An 18343-nucleotide genomic window follows, 5' to 3' on the forward strand; every position below is an offset into this window, starting at 1 on the left:
ACAATAAAAAAGGGTTTAACCATCATCGGTAACGAGCAGCCGTCTCGCCAAACATGATGTCGATGTCTAACATTAAAGTACCTATCTGTTATTAAAGGCACCTAAATTAGCAATAGAGCATCGCAAGCGCCAAAACTGTTTGGAATAATTAAACAGCGTTAACGTGTAAAGCCGGTTATCTTAGCAAATTATCGCCCTTAGAACAATATATTTGATGATTAATGCTTAAAGAAGTTGTGTGATCATATATACGACAGTTTTTTGTGTCTCCGCTCAACTGTTTCTTGAAATATTTATCAATATTGTTGCACTAAAAACCGCTTATGAGTGAATAAATCGCTTAGCCGATAAAATCTCTTACAATAAATTCTATAGAATACCCTCAGTTATGCGTTAATTTAGGTATGATACTAGGGCATGTCCTCAATTCAATCGATGGACATCTAAATGGGCTAAAAGTGGCTGAATCTTGCCAAACAATGTTAAAAAACAATGTTAAAAAACAATGTCAAATAGCTGGTTAATATTCCGATAGTATTTAACATTCTGATAGTATCTGCGCTATTTTCCTCATTTGACTATGATTTATCTCATTTTTATCACCATTTTAAAAATGAGGATAAGCCCTAAGATGAAAAGCTTTGGTGATAGGCTTTAAAATCAGATTTTTCATTATCATCTATTTTCCAACACACTATAAATGGATAGGCTATGCAGCGAAAAGCAATTGTAATTGGCGCGACAGGATTGGTCGGACAGCATCTTGTCAAACAGCTTAGTGAGCTTTATGACACGTTAATTGTGATTGCAAGGCGTCCGCCACGCTATATCAATACCAGCATGCGTTTTTATCAGGTTAATGATTTTGATAATTTGGCTGAAATATTTGCCAGTGTTGGTGTTGATCGAAAGACGGACGCTTTTAGCTGTCTTGGTACGACTAAGAAGCAGGCTGGTAGCGATGAGGCCTTTCGAAAGGTTGATCATGATTATAATGTCAATTTTGCCAAACTGTGCCAAGAAAAAGGTGTTGAAAATTTCTTTTTGTTATCATCCATGAATGCTGATATTCATAGTCGGTTTTTATACAATCGCGTAAAAGCTGAAACTGAGCAGTCTATTATGGCGCTAGGTTTTACGCAGCTAGTCATTTTCCGTCCGTCCTTGTTACTTGGCAAGCATAAAGGTCGTCCGCTTGAAAGTATTGGTCAAAAAGCTTTTCAGCTGATATCGCCCTTAGTTTCAGAATCATTGTCACTGCATCCCATTTCCGCCAAACGCGTTGCCAGTGCCATGGCGATGAGTGCGCATGATGTTTATCAGCGTAATAAATACCGTAATGAACCAGCTATCCAAACCACTGATATCATCGAAAATAAGCAAATGCTAGCGATGACTAAAGTTAAAAAATAGCCTAAGTATTAAGTTAAGGGAACGATTAAAATTAAGCCCCAGTCATAAATAACCAATCATACATAACAAGGAGCGTCACTATGTCAGACATGCCAGAATCAATAACAATGGATAAAGAGAACTTTGTGACCTGTGATTTATTGGATGCCAATCCTGAGTCGCAGGTGTGTTTGCCTAATATCGAAGGTAAGTCTTTTCATAGCTTTGGTGGCAAAAAGAAATTCTGCGGTGAAATTGTGACGGTGAAATGCTTCGAAGACAATAGTCGCGTCAAATCATTGCTAAATAGCGATGGTAAAGACAAAGATGGTAACGGTAAGGTATTGGTCGTTGACGGCGGCGGTTCGATGCGTTGTGCGCTGCTAGGCGACATGATTGCGCAGTCAGCGATTGATAATGGCTGGGCGGGGGTTATCGTATACGGCTGCGTCCGTGACGTTGATGATATGGCAGCAATGGACATCGGTGTTATGGCGCTTGGTTGCATTCCGCGTAAATCGAATCGCCGCGATGAAGGTCAAACCGATATTGAAATTAGCTTTGGTGATTTAACACTAAATTCTGGTATGTTTGTCTATGCCGATAACAATGGCATTATCGCTAGCGACAAGCCATTAATTTAAAAATGGCTTGTCATTTAACACTAGCTTAATAAATAGCACTCTAAAACCTCAGCTTAGCCGTTGAGGTTTTTACATTTAATCATCCTGTCTTTATATACGAATATAATCTTGATCAGCTATTTGGCTATTGGTTTTTTAATAAAAATGCTAAGTGACAAACCGTTACGGCATAAATTTTGGTAATTGCTGAAATATTCGTATAATAGCTCTCTGACTCTTAACATTGATCCTACTCTTTATGCCTATCACTGCTTTGACTGACGCCTTTGAACCAATTAACCAGCAGTTGTTTCCTATCCAGAATGCCGAGCGGCGTTGGCTGGCACCTGTGCATGGTGCAGTCAGCAGCTTGTGGCTAGCAAGTCTGGTGCAAACACCGCTATGGAATGTTGCCGACCGATTAAAAGTTGTGGTGACGCGTGACCAAAACCAGCTCAATCAGATAGAGACGGAATTGGCATTTTGCGGCGTCGATGCTTACGTGTTCCCCGATTGGGAGACGTTGACCTATGATGAGCTGTCACCGCATCAAGATATTGTTAGTGAGCGTATCAATCTATTAACCGATATGCCAACGTCAGGCGTGCTGCTCATCTCGATTCAGGCATTGATGCATCGTGTCGCACCGCCAAGCTGGCTGATAGGGCAGCATTTTGATTTGAGTGTTGGTGATCGATTTGATATCAATACCCAGCGCGTATTGCTGGCAAAGGCAGGCTACCGCGCGGTTGAGAATGTGTTTGAGCCGGGGGAATTCGCGGTACGTGGCAGCATCATTGATATCTTTGCCATGGGTCAGCCGTTCCCACTACGTTTAGATTTGTTTGATGATGAGATTGAGACCATTCGTTTTTTTAATCCGCAAACCCAGCGGACACTGACCGTTGATGACCTCAAAACAATGATGAGCGGCAACGATAGTAGCATGGGCAAAGAGTCAGTATCACTGCTACACAAGCTGCCAGATATCTCAAAACCTATCGAACAATTCCAAATACTACCCGCCAAAGAATTTCCGCTTGATGAAGGGCGTGAGACGTTTCGTACCAACTTCGCCACGATGTTCCCTAATGCGAGCAGCCGTAAGTTTGAGCTACATAAAGACGTAATGGCAGGTATAGCTAGTAGCGGACTTGAATATTATCAGCCGCTATTTTTTGATTTAAAAGCGTGGACAGCAGAGAGTAGCTTGTTTGCTTACTTACCAAGCGATGCGCTGTTTATCACTGATGAACTGATTAATGAAAAACAGGTAGATTACTGGTCACAAATTCAGCGCCGTTATGAAGAGCGTCGTCATGATATCGATAAACCTATTGTCGCGCCTGAGTTGCTGTATTTATTGTCAAATACTCTTAACGAACATCTTAATCATTATCCACGCGTGATTCTCAGTGCGCGCAATGAGTTGGCTAGCATGACGGATGTCGCTGCGATTGACAGCGATGATCCATTGTTAGTAGACAGTTCGTTGTTACAAGTTGATCACCAATCAGATTTACAGCCACAATTGCCACTGACGGCAAATAAGCCGCAAGGCTTGGTGACTCTCAGTGCGCAAGAGCCGCCACAATTGACCGTTAATCACCAAAAGGCTGAGCCTCTTACCCAGCTATTAGAATTTTTAGCGTTACAAGCGCAAACAGCGACGCCAGTATTGATCGTTGCTGAAACAGCGGGTCGTCGTGAGATTCTTATTGAGCTGTTCAAAGGCAAGATTGACATTAAGGCTTATGACAGCTTTGCAGCGTTTCTAGCAGCGGACAAAACCAACAGCGTTAAAGGTAATAAGCTGCCGCAGGTTGGTTTAACCGTTGCGCCCATTGAGCGCGGGGTTTATGTTCCTGAGCGTTTGGTGCTGATTAGTGAGACGCAGTTATTTGGTCGGCAAGTGCTGCAAACACGCCGTCGCCGCCAAAGCGGGGTGTCTGAAGAGTTTTTGGTTAAGAGTGTTACCGAGATAACCGAAGGCAGCCCAGTGGTGCATATCGAGCATGGTATTGGGCGTTACAATGGGCTGATTACGTTAGATGTGGGCGACGGTGAGCAAGAGTTTATTCACTTAAAATATGCCGATGATGCCAGTATTTATGTGCCCGTTGCTAATTTGCAAATGATTAACCGTTATAGTGGCGGTGATCCAGCGCTTGCGCCATTGCATAAAATTGGCAGCGGAAAATGGGATAAAGCCAAGCAAAAAGCGCTTGAGCAAATCCATGACGTAGCGGCCGAGTTGCTTAATATGCAAGCGCGTCGTGAAGCTAAAGTCGGTATTCATTTTAAAATAGATGCGTCACAGTATGAGCTTTTTGCCAGTCAATTTGCCTTTGAAGAAACGCCGGATCAAGCCAATGCCATTCATGCGGTGATGGAAGACATGCGACAAAACCAACCAATGGATCGGCTCATCTGCGGTGATGTGGGTTTTGGTAAAACAGAAGTGGCTATGCGGGCAGCATTCATTGCTGTCAGCGCCGGTTATCAGGTAGCGGTGCTAGTGCCGACGACCTTGCTGGCCGGTCAGCATGAAGACAATTTCCGCGACCGTTTTGCTGATTGGCCAGTGCGTATCGAGACGCTATCGCGCTTTGGCGGCAAAAAGCATCAAGAAACGGTGTTGACAGATTTAGCAGCAGGTAAAGTCGATATCGTCATCGGTACCCATAAACTGTTACAACCTGATGTGAAGTTTTCTAATCTAGGTTTGATGATTGTCGACGAAGAACATCGCTTCGGGGTGCGCCATAAAGAGCGTATCAAGGCGATTCAGACTGATGTGGATAGTATGTCGATGACAGCAACCCCCATCCCTAGAACGCTCAATATGGCGCTCTCAGGTATGCGTGACATGTCAATTATCGCGACACCTCCAGCACGACGTTTGGCGATTAAAACCTTTGTCATGCAAAAAACGGATGCGTTAATGAAAGAGGCTATCTTGCGTGAGCTATTGCGCGGTGGGCAGGTTTATTTATTACATAATGATGTGGCGAGCATTGAGCGTATGGCAGAAACCATACGTGAATTGGTGCCTGAAGCGCGAGTAGGCGTGGCTCATGGGCAAATGCAAGAGCGCCAACTTGAGCAAGTGATGCAGCAGTTTTATCATAAAAAATTCAACGTCCTGATATGCTCTACCATTATCGAAACCGGTATTGATGTGCCCAATGCCAATACTATCATCATTGAGCGCGCCGATAAGTTTGGCTTGGCACAATTACATCAGCTGCGTGGTCGTGTCGGTCGTAGTCATCATCAAGCGTATTGTTATCTACTTGTGCCTTCTATCAAAGGTCTAAAAGGCGATGCTAAGCGCCGATTGCATGCGATTGAACGTGCCAATACCTTAGGTGCAGGTTTTATGCTGGCTAGCGAAGACTTAGAAATTCGCGGTGCTGGCGAAATACTTGGTAAGCAGCAAAGTGGTAATATGCAGGCGATTGGTTTTAGCTTATATATGGACATGCTGGAGCGAGCGACAAAAGCCATTAAAGCGGGTAAAGAGCCTGATTTAAGCACACCGTTGTCGCTGACTAGTGAGATTAATCTGCATAGCTCAGCATTGATACCAGAAGAATATCTACATGATGTCCATCAGCGTTTGTTATTTTATAAGCGTATCAGTAATGCCGATGATAAAGAGGCATTGATTGATATTCGTACCGAAATGATTGACCGTTTTGGTACATTACCAGAGCAAACTAAGCAGTTGTTCGCCATCCACGGACTGCGTATACAAGCTGAGCCGCTGAAGATTAATAAGATTGATGCCAATAGTAATAGCATGACATTAGAGTTTGCGCCTGATACCCCAGTCGATGCCTTGGCGATTATTAAGTTGATTCAATCAAATGGTCAGCGTTATCGTATGAACGGTGCTTCTGGTATTCGTTATCAAGATACTGATAAACTGGCAACGCCGCAACAGCGCGTCACCGCGATTCAAGAGTTATTACGCTATTTTAGCGAGCATATGGTGGCAGAGTCAGCGTAGTTGTTTTGGCATTTCGGCATTCTGAGAGCTTAGCAATGATTTTCGGTAGATTCAATCAGCTCAATAAGTCAGCTAGCCAGTGCCCAAGTAGGACGTCAAGACAATGAGTCATAGCGCTATTTTATCGGTCGGATAACTGATAAAATAGCAACATCCTATATTTAGCCTATTGTTTTTTAGTAAATTAAATTCTGCTTTTCTAGATTTATATTCCTTTTATCTGAGTGTCATAACAAGAGAACCGTCATTATGTTCCAACTTCATCATAAACTTGCTGCCGATAGTTTTTTAGTGGGTGATTTCCCATTATCGACTTGTCGTTTAATCAATGATTGCCAGTTTCCTTGGTTAATATTAGTGCCGCGCGTATCAGGTATCAAAGAGTTATATGAGTTATCTGAAGCCGATCAAACACAGTTTTTACGTGAGTCAAGCTGGTTGTCGAGTCAGCTAGCCAAGACCTTTCAAGCTGATAAAATGAATGTAGCTGCACTCGGTAATCAAGTACCACAGCTACATTTTCATCATATCGTTCGCTATCAAAACGACATGCAATGGCCAAATCCAGTATGGGGAGTTCCTGCTATTCCTTATACTAAAGAAGTGTTGGCGCAGATGCAGCAGACGTTAATGATGGCATTGCGTGGTCATCATCAAATGCCGTTTGACTGGCAAATGTAATAAATACCTGATTAGTAACAGGTCGGTAAGTTGATTGGCAAATTGATAATGATACTCTATTGGCTAGGTATCGATTAACTAGGCATCGATTAACTAGATATCGATTGACCCATCAAAATAACTGGAAAAATGGCTAAACGTTTAAAGTTAGGCTTTATTTTGGTGTCTTAGTCGTTTTACGGTTATGTGCTAACGTTATACTCAGTTATTACAGCCCCTAATTTTTATATATTAATAGGTTTTAAGTATTTGAAATCCAGATAAATATTATCTGGATTTTTTGTGTTTGGTTTAAACGATATGTCTTATAATCCCGATTTAGTAGCATATTAAGACAAGATGAGTGATGAGTGGTAGGCTTTTGGCTATCAGTGACATGGGTTTTGTTGCATTTAAAAAGTATAATGTAATCATTGATTAATTTTATACATAACTTGGCATAGAGGTAGGTAGTACGCGTGTGCTATCCTCAAGCCTTTTAGTTTTTTACATAGCCTGTTTTACGTAAGCGAATACTTCATATGCCTTTTTTAGACACGCTGAGACCAAATCACTCTTCAAAAAATGAAGGGATTTATCGATTTGACTATCCAGAAGTCTTCGTTTTAATGCTTACGGTCATACTCCTTGCTGTACATTTTAATTTTAGACCTACTTCAATGGCACTGCTCGTTATTGTTTGTCTGCCAAGTTTAATGATTTTGATTTATAACTATCGCCGCCAAAAAAGCTTTTGGACGTCTAACATTGTTATCATTTTACTATCGGTAGTTATTGGGTCGATACAGTTTTGCACGGTTATTTCGCTTAGCTTAGCCGCGCTTATAGCACTCAGAATTATTATCAGTAGCCCTGAAAATCATTTAAAACTGATTGCCGTCTCTATAATCACCGTCATTGTTTTCTATTATGTTAGCGTTACCCTAAGCAGTGCTGATATAGATTGCCATGAAGGCTGGACCACACCAATAATATTATTAGCCAGTATGATCGTCATACTGTATCAGTTTTGGCATGTGTACCAAGAGTATATTGGTTATGAAACTCGTGCTCATCAGGCCGTTGGGCGATTAAGCACGATGGTCTCCGTCATTAATAAGTTGACGCGCTTCATACCTCCGCAAGTTTGGGAGCCTATCGTAAAATCTGATAGCCCAGTTACTGTTGCTAATAAGCGTGCTAAGCTGACGATTATGTTCTCAGATATCGTTGGCTTTACGGAGTTGTCAGATAGTTTGAGCGCTGACAATTTGGCTGATATCTTAAATACTTATATGCATTGTATGACATTGATAGCAAACAAGCATGGCGCCGTACTTGATAAATTTATTGGTGATGGCATGGTGTGTTTTTTGGTGAGCCAAATAGTCGCGGTGCGCGCCAAGATGCTTTAGACTGTATTGCAATGGCAATAGATATGCGTCGCGAGATGCGAACTTTGAGGCAAAAATGGCGCTTGATGGGCTTTGAGGGGTTGTACATTCGCATCGGTATTAGCACAGGTTATTGCCATGTTGGTAATTTTGGTAGTAATAATCGTCTAAGCTATACTCTTATTGGTAAAGAGGCCAATCTAGCGGCAAGACTTGAATCGAGCGCTGGTAAAGATGAGATACTGGTCAGTGAGAGTACTTACGATTATATCTGTCATAACTATGACTGTCAGCATGCGGGTGCGTTCAAGTTAAAAGGTTTTGATAGCAAGGTAAATGCATGGCAAGTGCTGGATCCAGATACGTATAAAGGTCATTTATCAAAGTGGGTTGATCACACACTACCAGGTTTCAATTTGCATCTAAATTTTAAAGATATGAAGGATAATGATTATCAAGATATCAGAGCACGCTTAAATTTTGCGCTTGAACGTGTCGAGCAGGAGCAAGAAAAAGTGGCAACTGACATAGCGGCAGCAAGCAAACGTAATGACAATCAATGACAATCGTCCAAAAATAATGTTTATAAAATCAAGCGCAAAAAAGCCAGCTACTATTATGATAGCTGGCTTTTTTATCTAATGAAGTAAACTGTAATATTAGGACGTGTTCTAGCGTTTAGTGGTTTTCTTTTGCATGGTTGAGCGTATATTTAGGAATCTCAATGGTTAAGTCTTCATCATCGAGCATGACCTGACAAGATAGGCGTGAGTCAGGCTCTAACCCCCAAGCACGATCTAATAAATCGGCTTCAATATCATCCATTTCATCTAAACTATTAAAACCTTTACGGACGACCACATGGCATGTGGTACAGGCTTTTGACATCTCACATGCATGTTCAATTTTAATGCCTTTTTCCAATAGCGCTTTACATAAGTTGCTGCCAGCTTCTAGCTCGACTTCGGCGCCTTCAGGGCAAATTTCATGATGCGGTAGTACGGTAATTTTTGGCATAAATCGTCTTTCCAGTGCTAATCAATTAAAAGAATAAAAATATAAGAAATGAGCTTAGTATGGTGACTAAGTCACATTTTAAATGTATCTGCTACCAATCTTGGGCATTCGTGCCTGCCATGCTGGCTTTAACGCTTTGATTCATAATACGGGCAGCAAAGGCATCACTGTGAGGCTTGAGCTTTGCTTGCTGTGCCTCGATAAGTGCCAAATCATCAGTACTTAGCGTTGTTTGCAACACTTGTATTTGCTCAGCCAATGAGTGCTGCTCCTCAGAAGACAATAAGGCTGCAAATTCTTTAAGGGCAGATTGTAGCGCTAATACTTCACGCTCCGCTTCTACTTTGGTTTCGATTAAAGAACGTGTATTTTTATCTTCTTCTGCATGCTTGAATCCTGCGACGAGCAATTGCTCTTTTTGCTCATCTGATAACCCATAAGAAGGCACAATCTCAATCTTACTTTCTGTCTTGGTTGTGGTTTCTTGGCGCTGACGGTTAGCTGTCCATTCGCATCGATACTAAAGGTGACTTCAATACGAGCAAATCCAGCTTTCATCGGCGGGATACCATATAGCTCAAAACGACCCAATGAACGGCAGTTATCGACCGTCTCACGCTCGCCCTGTACCACATGAATCACCATGCCTGTTTGACCATCTTGATAGGTGGTAAACACTTGGCGTTTTTTGACAGGAATAGGCGTATTACGTGGAATCAGTACTTCAACTAAGCCGCCCATGGTCTCAAGACCAAGCGATAGCGGCGTTACGTCTAACAATAATAGGTTGTTATTACTATCGCCATTGACCAATTGATGCGCCGTTTGGGCAGCACCCAAAGCCACGACTTCATCGGGATTTAGACGACAAAGTGGTTGCTTGGCAAAAAACTCTGTCACGACTTGTTGTATAGCAGGCATACGAGTAGAGCCACCGACCAAAATCACTTCGTCTAGATCAGCACTCGAAAGCTTGGCATCACGCAGGGCTTGTTCGCATACGCTCAATGTACGGCGGCTAACTGGCTCTGCAATAGCCAGCAAATCTGTACGGCGAAGCACACCTTGGTAAGATTGCTCATTCACAGTGATATCGATATCAACTTGTTCATCGTCAGTCAATGCTTGCTTATAAGCTTTGGCTTGCTGTGCAAGTATCGACTTATCATGACGACTAACATCTTTTGGATCTATATTTAATTGCTTGATAAGCCAATTGGTCATTAGACGATCGATGTCGTCACCACCTAATGCACTATTACCGCCAGTTGCCAGTACTTCAAAGACACCATCAGTCAGCTTTAAGATAGAAACGTCAAAAGTACCGCCACCCAGATCGTAAATTAAATAATAACTTTCTTTATCGCCGTTTTGCGTTGACTGGTCGAGACCATAGGCGACGGCAGCAGCCGTAGGCTCATTTAGCAGACGTAACACATTGATACCAGCCGCTTGGGCTGCATCTTTGGTCGCTTGACGCTGGGCTTCATCAAAATAAGCAGGGACAGTAATGACCGCACCCTCGATACTGTCTGCAGGCAATGCGCTCGCTGCCCGTTGCTCAAGCGCTGCTAATATACGTGCTGATACTTCAACAGGCGATACTTTACCCTGAGCCGTCACAAATGCTGGCATGTCATCTTTGCTGCCGCTTAACTCATAAGGATGAGAAAATTTGATATCAGCTTGGCTACGACCCATAAAACGCTTAGCCGAGACGATCGTATTTTTTGGATCATCCGCTAAGTGAGCTAATGCATCAGAGCCAACCAACGGCTTACCTACACTTGGATAATAGACCACAGAAGGTAATAAGGTATCGGTAGCTGCGCTTGCCTCTAAGACTTGCGCCTTGCCTGAGCGTACTACCGCGACCAATGAGCGCGTAGTACCAAGATCAATTCCTAGGCCAAAACGATGCTGATGGGGTTGGGCGCTTTGATTGGGTTCGGCAATTTGCAATAAAGACATAAGATAACTCAAAGATAAAATGAAAGAGATAAAATTAATAAGTGAAATGAAACAAATATGATAAGCGCACTATTGTAGTTTAACTGCGTTGTATGCACGTGAAAACGAAGATACTTAGCGATTAAAAGTGCTTAAGATAAGGGATTATACGGCATCGCTGTGACTATTTTAACCATCGCTTATAATATAGTTTTCAAATAAGCGTCATAAGCTAATACCATTTATAAATAAATTTGGCATATAAAATAAATTAACAAGCTTATACATCAGTCAGTTAGACGTATAAATCATCATCATCTGAATGCTCAGCAGTCGCTAACTCATCGATACCAGTAGTCACGTCAGCATTTAATTTGACTAAGAATTTCAGTTTTTGTGTCGCATCAATCGCCGTTTGCCAATCTTGGTTTTGGTAAGCATCGTTAAAACGCTTAGACTGTTTTGCCAGTCGCTCGGTGATTTGAGGGTGTAGTTGTTGCAATGTCGCACGATCTTTACCCTCGATAGCGTCATCTAAATCCATGCGCATCTGCATCGCATCTTCTAAAAATTCCAAGTCTGCAATTGAATGCTCTAGATTCTGTGCTTGATCTGCCATGTCTAGTAGATAGCTAGCACGACTATCAGGCGCACTTAACGCTTGGTAGGCTTGATTGATTAACGCTGAGGCTTGCTCAGACTGCTGTTGCGCTTGCGTAGTATTGGCTAGATTCTTGGTAACATTATCAGGATGATAACGTTTTTGTAGCAGACGTAGATGCTGATCGAGACTCTCTTGATTGACTTCAAACTGTACAGGCTGCTCAAATAGGGCAAAGAAGTTATCAAACTGGGCTTCTGCAGTAATGTCTGTCATATCATACGCCTTGCTTGTTATTTATTTTGAAAGTTTTCTTTAGCTGAGAACATATTTATTATGGCTTGAATATAGAGTTAGGAAACTCTAAACTCAAGGGTTTTTTAACCTTTGAACCATTAAACGGTAAAAGATTCGCCGCAACCACATTCGCCTTTTTGATTGGGATTGGTGAACTTAAAGCCTTCGTTAAGACCTTCTTTTTCGTAGTCCATCAACAAACCATCTAAATAGACCAAACTTTTAGGATCAATAAAGATGTTAACGCCGCGGCTTTCGTAACGCGTGTCATTTTCATCAGGGTATCTACAAACTCTAAAACGTAAGCTAAGCCTGAGCAACCCGCGGTACGGATACCCACTCGAATACCTTCGCCTTTGCCGCGATTGTCCAAAAAGTCTCGAACATGCTGAGCGGCGCGTTCTGTCATTTCAATCATGCCAACTCCCATTGACTATCAATGATAAATATCAATCAAAAAAATCTGTATAAACTGGCAATGAAAATAGAGCACTTGCCAAAAAAATCTTAATAACGACCAGTTAAGAATCACTAGAAAATAAAAGGTGACAATTACATTAGCGTTATTGTCACCTCTTTAGCGTTAGTAGCTGTTCAATACATCGACTACTAAAGTACGGCCATTAAGACCGTGTACTTAGAAGTATAATACTTACGCTAATAGGTTTAGCTAGCCGCTTCTTCTGTCTCTACTGCTGCGCTATGCTTACCTTTATAGTCGCTAATAGCGGCTTTAATGCGTCTTCAGCAAGTACAGAGCAATGCACTTTTACTGGTGGTAAGGCCAACTCTTTCGCGATATCGTTGTTTTTGATTTCGCCCGCTTGATCCAAGCTTTTGCCTTTTAGCCACTCAGTCACGAGCGAACTTGAAGCGATTGCTGAACCACAGCCATAAGTTTTAAAGCGTGCATCTTCAATGATGCCGTTATCATCAACTTGAATCTGTAGGCGCATTACATCGCCACAAGCTGGGGCACCAACCATACCAGTACCAACGTTTTTGGCATTTTTATCAAGATTGCCGACGTTGCGTGGATTTTCGTAATGATCAATAACTTGGTCACTATAGGCCATGGGGTTTTCTCCTAGTTAGATGATGAGTAGTCAATTACTGACTTTAAATGTCTAACTACTCATCGATAATTGGGGTCAAACATTTAGTTAATAGAAACGGTATTTATAAAAACGGTATTTATAAAAACTGGATTTATAAGTGTCTGATCAATCGTTTAATGGTTCTGTTTGATAACTATATCGTTACTTTCGGTAATTTTAATGCTCAGCCCATTCGACTGAATCTAAATCAACACCTTCTTGGTACATATCCCAAAGTGGTGATAAGGCACGTAATTTATCGACCGCTTCATGCATTTGTTTGATGACAGTATCGATGTCTGCTTCAGTGGTATAACGACCAAAGCTGAAACGAATTGAGCTGTGTGCTAATTCATCTGGGCGACCAATAGCACGTAATACATATGATGGCTCAAGCGTCGCTGATGTACAGGCTGAACCTGATGATACAGCTAAATCTTTAAGTGACATCATGAGAGACTCGCCCTCAACGAAGTTGAAGCTGATGTTTACAATGTTAGGCACGCTGTGCTCAAGATCACCATTTAGGTAGATCTCTTCGATATCTTGTAGACCGTCCCACAGTTTTTGGCGTAGCTTGGCTGCATGTGCATGGTCTTCTTCATAACGCTCATTGGCTAAAGCAAATGCTGCTCCAAGACCAACGATTTGATGCGTCGGTAATGTACCTGAACGCATACCGCGCTCATGACCACCGCCATGCTGCTCTGCTTTCAAACGGATACGTGGCTTACGACGAACAAATAATGCGCCAATACCTTTAGGACCGTAGGCTTTGTGACCTGAGAAGCTCATCAAATCGATCTTCGTGGTTTCAAGGTCAATCAATACTTTACCAACAGATTGTGCGCCATCGACGTGGAAGACCACACCCGCTTCACGAGTGATTTCACCAATGGCAGCGACATCAGTAATCGTACCAAGCTCATTATTTACCATCATGAGTGATACTAAGATAGTATCATCACGTAATGCTTCTTTAACTTGCTCTGGTAAAATAAGACCCGTGCTTGGCTGCGGCTCAAGATAAGTAATCTCAAAACCTTCTTGCTCAAGCTCACGGCACGTATCTAATACGGCTTTATGTTCGATCTTACTGGTAATGATGTGCTTACCACGAGATTGATAAAAATGCGCGGCGCCTTTAATCGCTAGGTTGTCTGATTCTGTTGCACCAGAGGTAAAGACGATTTCGCGTGGATCAGCATTAATGACTTCAGCCACTTGTTGACGCGCTGTTTCTACCGCTTCTTCTGCTTGCCAGCCATAGCCATGCGAGCGCGAGGCTGGATTACCAAAGATGCCATCTACTGTCAGATACTCGCTCATCTTAGCAGCTACTGATTTTGCAACTGGTGTGGTGGCGGCATAATCTAAGTATATAAGGTTGTTATGTTGGCTCATGCTGGGTTTGCCTCGCTGTTCGATAGGGTAATAGTGTTGATATCTTTTATGGAAATCTCTTTGGTAGAGCTGTGCTGACGCTCTGACACTGACTGCACATTTTCCATGTCTAATAATTGCGCTAATGTTATATTTTTCAAGTACTGTTCGATATGATTGGACAGTGCACACCATAAATCATGGGTTAAGCACATTGTACCACCTTGACAGTCGCCGCGTCCTTCGCACTGCATCGCATTAACCGACTCATCGACGGCAGATATGATGCTCATGACGTCTATTTCATGCAATGGTTTGGCTAGATGATAGCCACCGGCCGCACCTCGGATGCTAGTGACCAGACCACGCTTACGAAGTTTGGAAAACAGTTGTTCAAGGTAAGAGATAGAAATCGATTGCCGCTTGGCGATATCAGATAAGGAGACTGCAGTGTCTTGTTGGCTGGTCTGTAATGCCAAATCCAGTAACGCAGTAACGGCATATCTGCCTCGAGTAGTCAAACGCATGTGTTATCTCCAAACTTTTAAGTCATTTTTATTTAACAACGACCTTAGCAAAATGATAGTGGTGGCAGCTTGTAGCGCAATATGAAAGCTACTGATGAAATCACATAACCGCTAAGTTGTGTCTTATCGTTATTAAACAGCAGATGATGAACCCGATGTGTGCAACGATTAAGCCAATTATACTTAATCCTGAGTAATTTAGTCAAGATTAAAGTGTGGTTGAATGGTTAATCGAGCTTATCACTATGATTGATAAAAACAATGGTATTAAAAGGAGGGGCTATAAGATTGAGAACATTGATTCCTAGCATTTTTGAAATACTAAAATACAGTCTTGAAGTTCGAGTATTACGTTTTTTTAACTTCTATCAATTATATTAGGGCGTGCTGAATGTTCAATACGCCCCAGTCATCTAAGCGCTTAATATACTAAGCATTTAATATGCCTTAATCGGCATCAAACGCGTTTGGTAAAGTAAGCAGCCTTTCATTATTAAGCTGACATTGGTAAGTCGTTGTTGGCGAAATTAATTCATTAATAGCGCGATAATGGCTGCGATCATAATAACGAGAGCAGCCACGGTGACGATTATCAGGGTTTTTTGTTTGCTCTGTAACTCTTTAACCGTGATTTCAAGCTCACGGTTTTTAATAGTCAAGGTGTTTATTTGGGTTTGTTGCTCTTTGATGCGTAATTTATAGCTGTCCTTTTTGTCAGCCATTTCAGCTTCAGTAGGCTTGGTCTTACCTTTGCCACCTTTTATCTTTTTAATAAGACCTTGAATTAAGCTGCCAAGACCGAGCTGCATAATAAACTGCTTGACCAACTGTACTTGAACAGACTCACCGCGCATTTGTAGTTTTTCGGTGGTTTCGCTGTCATGAGTGGTGATCGCATTGATCACTTGGATGCTATAAGCATTAATGATGACGTCAGGTTCGCTGCGGTCAATAGGTAACTCTGCGTCTAATAATACGCCTTTGGTGCTAAAAGTGGCAAACACTTCAACATGCGGTAGATACAAGCGTAGCGCCACGACAGTACCTTGCTTGGCAAGTGGGTAAGCGGCTTTACGTAGTTCGGGATCTAAACGTAACAATAGTGTCAGCGCCGACTCGATGAACACCAGAATGATATTAAGAAAAGAGTGAGACAACGTAGAACGCTTCATGTAAATAATCCGTTTTATATTTGGCAAATTAGAGGCAAAAGACAAACAAGAGTCAAAATTGACCCAAAAGGTGCAGTGATATTTTGCTTATAGTAACGCCTTTATAATAAAAAGTAACGCTAGTTTCTGTCAGTTGGAAAATTATTACTTTACAATTTGGTAATCAACAAGGACACAGATATTTATGACTGGCGATGCCTCAGTATGAGATGACATCTCTTTGAACGATAAGGCAGTATAGAGGTTGACTCGCTAAGTCGAAGTTAGGAAAAGCCAAGGTTACTAGCGGTTATAACAGTTGCAGAGGCTTTGCGTAACATTGAGTGTCAAATACGTAGTACAGTAGGCAAAAATATGTAAAATCGCTTGCGCTCCTTATGCTGCTTGATATAAAGACGATAACAAAGCGAAACCTGTTAATACGCCAGTCAGGCAGTTTTTATTGCTTAAATGCTATGAGAGCGTTACAATGCTTGGCGTGAGCGTTTATTATCCCCCTTAAACTTGAAGGAAATTTTATGAATAAGTCAGAATTAATTGATAGCATCGCAGACAAAAGTGGCCTAAACAAAACCCAAGCTGGCGATGCATTGAATGCTGTTATGGAAAGTGTTGGTGAAGCGCTAGAAGCTGGCGATAGCATCTCATTGGTTGGTTTTGGTACTTTCAGCGTAAAAGACCGTAAAGCACGTACTGGCCGTAACCTAAGACGGGTGAAGAGCTTAGCATTCCAGCAAGTAAAGTACCAAGCTTTAAAGCGGGTAAAAACTTAAAAGAGCGTTTAAACTAAGCCGTTTTATTAAAAATGGATGCTGTATAACGACATGATATACGAATCAACACAGCATTTACTTAGTAAAGCATTATATGGTTTATAGCATGGCTGAAAAGTCATAATATGAATCATAAAAAGCACCTAGATATTAGGTGCTTTTTTATCGCTATAGTTTGTATCATACCACGTGAATATTTTGAGTCTGCATCAAAAAATCACGTATCATAGGGCGCGCGATAGATGCGTTGTTTAAATAAGACTGTTTTACTCAGTCTTGTTGTTCTATATCAAATTCACACGTTCTTATTCTTACCATTGCCTGCTTAGATAGCATTGATATTAATAGTAATATTACAATGGTTTTTCATCAATATAGGTTTATAAAGCAGAGATAACTATGGATAAATTGCGCGATTTCTTAAAAAGCTGGCCAGGTCGCATTTTATTGATTTTATGCCTATCGCCGCTCGCTCTATTGGGTGTCGAAAGCTATTTTGGAGGCGGGGTCGATCCCAACCAAGTCGCTCAGGTGGGTGAAGCAAGCGTAGGGTTGTCCGAGTATCAGACTGCCGTAAATAACCGTCGTACTGAAATACTAGAACAAGTTGATGATGCGAGTCTATTGAATGAAGATGTATTGCACGAGCAAGTGCTCAAAGGTCTCATTGATCGTACGCTATTGGAGCAGCAAGCGGGCAAGCTTGGTATGACAGTCTCTGATGACACGATTAATCGTCTATTGCGTGAAGAAGAAATTTTTAAGGACGCAGAAGGTAATTTTTCTAACGATCAATTTTCAAATTTCTTGCGCCAGCGCGGCATGACTAAAGATCAGCTATTTGCTGAGTTTCGTAACCAATTAAGCCTCGACCAGCTCAATGCAAGTATTGTTGGCACGGCAGTATATCCCATGCAAGCGGTCAGTCAATTGATTGACTTACAACTTGAGTCGCGCAATATCTGGCTGCATCGATTTAATTGGCAAGACTATGTAGATCAGGTCAAGTTAAGCAAAGGCGATATACAAGCCTATTATGATGCCAATAAAGACACACTAAAAAGTGCGGCGATGGTAGATTTGGCATATTTGCAATTAAGTCCTAAAACCATTCAAGTGAATGAAGTTACGGAAGAGGATTTGCAGCAGCAATATGAAGCTTATAAGCAAGGGCTAGCGGTCGTCGATGAACGCAAAATCAGTCAAATCCTATTAACGGGTAAAGACGCGAAGACCAGAGCGACTAAAATCAAAGCCCGCTTGGATAAAGGTGAGTCTTTTGCCGCATTGGCTAAAACTGAGTCAGATGATCCATCAGGAGCAACAGGTGGCGATATTGGTACCTTTAATCCTCTGTGTTTGGCAATGATGCCGCAGCGGTTGAGCAGGCTTTAGAAGGCTTAAGTGTGGTGATGTAACAGCACCTATTAAGACTAGCTTTG

12 protein-coding genes and 4 pseudogenes are annotated in these 18343 nt (G+C 41.9%); 8 read left to right on the forward strand and 8 right to left on the reverse strand.

Going from position 1 to position 18343, the window contains the following annotated elements; genetic code table 11:
* Window positions 1–711 precede the first annotated feature (711 nt).
* From TT12_RS02465 to TT12_RS16240, 6 genes are all read left to right on the forward strand, one after another.
* Window positions 712–1413 (forward strand): NAD-dependent epimerase/dehydratase family protein, encoded by a 702-nt coding sequence (locus TT12_RS02465; RefSeq protein WP_045451854.1) that lies wholly within the window; start codon window positions 712–714, stop codon window positions 1411–1413.
* Between the two features lie 89 nt (window positions 1414–1502).
* The gene (gene rraA, locus TT12_RS02470; protein ID WP_045445213.1) at window positions 1503–2036 is read left to right on the forward strand and encodes a ribonuclease E activity regulator RraA; all 534 of its coding nucleotides are present in this window, start codon (window positions 1503–1505) and stop codon (window positions 2034–2036) included.
* Between the two features lie 238 nt (window positions 2037–2274).
* Complete coding sequence (gene mfd, locus TT12_RS02475) at window positions 2275–6030, forward strand: transcription-repair coupling factor (RefSeq protein ID WP_045451857.1); 3756 nt, start codon at window positions 2275–2277, stop codon at window positions 6028–6030.
* Window positions 6031–6279: 249 nt separating this feature from the next.
* Window positions 6280–6711: an HIT domain-containing protein gene (locus tag TT12_RS02480; RefSeq protein WP_045445060.1), complete on the forward strand. Its 432-nt coding sequence runs from the start codon at window positions 6280–6282 to the stop codon at window positions 6709–6711.
* A 659-nt stretch (window positions 6712–7370) separates the two neighbouring features.
* Entirely contained in the window at window positions 7371–8105 is a 735-nt protein-coding gene (locus tag TT12_RS16235; protein ID WP_243443275.1) for an adenylate/guanylate cyclase domain-containing protein, read from the forward strand.
* Complete coding sequence (locus tag TT12_RS16240) at window positions 8057–8647, forward strand: adenylate/guanylate cyclase domain-containing protein (RefSeq protein WP_243443276.1); 591 nt, start codon at window positions 8057–8059, stop codon at window positions 8645–8647. The genes TT12_RS16235 and TT12_RS16240 overlap by 49 nt, the downstream gene beginning before the upstream one ends.
* A gap of 115 nt (window positions 8648–8762) precedes the next feature.
* On the opposite strand, the gene fdx is transcribed toward TT12_RS16240, so the two are convergent.
* The 8 genes and pseudogenes from fdx to TT12_RS02525 form a co-directional block, all read right to left on the reverse strand.
* Complete coding sequence (fdx, locus tag TT12_RS02490; protein ID WP_045445066.1) at window positions 8763–9101, reverse strand: ISC system 2Fe-2S type ferredoxin; 339 nt, start codon at window positions 9099–9101, stop codon at window positions 8763–8765.
* A 91-nt stretch (window positions 9102–9192) separates the two neighbouring features.
* A pseudogene (gene hscA, locus TT12_RS02495) lies at window positions 9193–11072 on the reverse strand (Fe-S protein assembly chaperone HscA).
* 274 nt (window positions 11073–11346) lie between these two features.
* Window positions 11347–11928, reverse strand: coding sequence for a Fe-S protein assembly co-chaperone HscB (hscB, locus tag TT12_RS02500; RefSeq protein ID WP_045451860.1), 582 nt, complete (start codon window positions 11926–11928; stop codon window positions 11347–11349).
* A gap of 119 nt (window positions 11929–12047) precedes the next feature.
* Window positions 12048–12367: pseudogene (gene iscA, locus TT12_RS02505) on the reverse strand (iron-sulfur cluster assembly protein IscA).
* A 248-nt stretch (window positions 12368–12615) separates the two neighbouring features.
* Window positions 12616–13025, reverse strand: a pseudogene (iscU, locus tag TT12_RS02510) (Fe-S cluster assembly scaffold IscU).
* Window positions 13026–13223: 198 nt separating this feature from the next.
* Entirely contained in the window at window positions 13224–14450 is a 1227-nt protein-coding gene (locus tag TT12_RS02515) for an IscS subfamily cysteine desulfurase (RefSeq protein WP_045451862.1), read from the reverse strand.
* Window positions 14447–14956: an Rrf2 family transcriptional regulator gene (locus TT12_RS02520; protein WP_045451863.1), complete on the reverse strand. Its 510-nt coding sequence runs from the start codon at window positions 14954–14956 to the stop codon at window positions 14447–14449. Before TT12_RS02520 ends, TT12_RS02515 begins: the two co-directional genes overlap by 4 nt.
* A 527-nt stretch (window positions 14957–15483) precedes the next feature.
* On the reverse strand, window positions 15484–16128 hold the full coding sequence (locus TT12_RS02525) for a hypothetical protein (RefSeq protein ID WP_045451866.1): 645 nt from the start codon (window positions 16126–16128) through the stop codon (window positions 15484–15486).
* A 518-nt stretch (window positions 16129–16646) separates the two neighbouring features.
* On the opposite strand from TT12_RS02525, the pseudogene TT12_RS02530 reads away from it, so the two are divergent.
* Window positions 16647–16918, forward strand: a pseudogene (locus TT12_RS02530) (HU family DNA-binding protein).
* Window positions 16919–17300: 382 nt separating this feature from the next.
* On the forward strand, window positions 17301–18296 hold the full coding sequence (locus TT12_RS16245) for a SurA N-terminal domain-containing protein (RefSeq protein ID WP_243443277.1): 996 nt from the start codon (window positions 17301–17303) through the stop codon (window positions 18294–18296).
* Window positions 18297–18343 lie beyond the last annotated feature (47 nt).

It is taken from the genome of Psychrobacter sp. JCM 18903, from assembly GCF_000586475.1.
In the GTDB taxonomy this organism is placed as follows: domain Bacteria; phylum Pseudomonadota; class Gammaproteobacteria; order Pseudomonadales; family Moraxellaceae; genus Psychrobacter.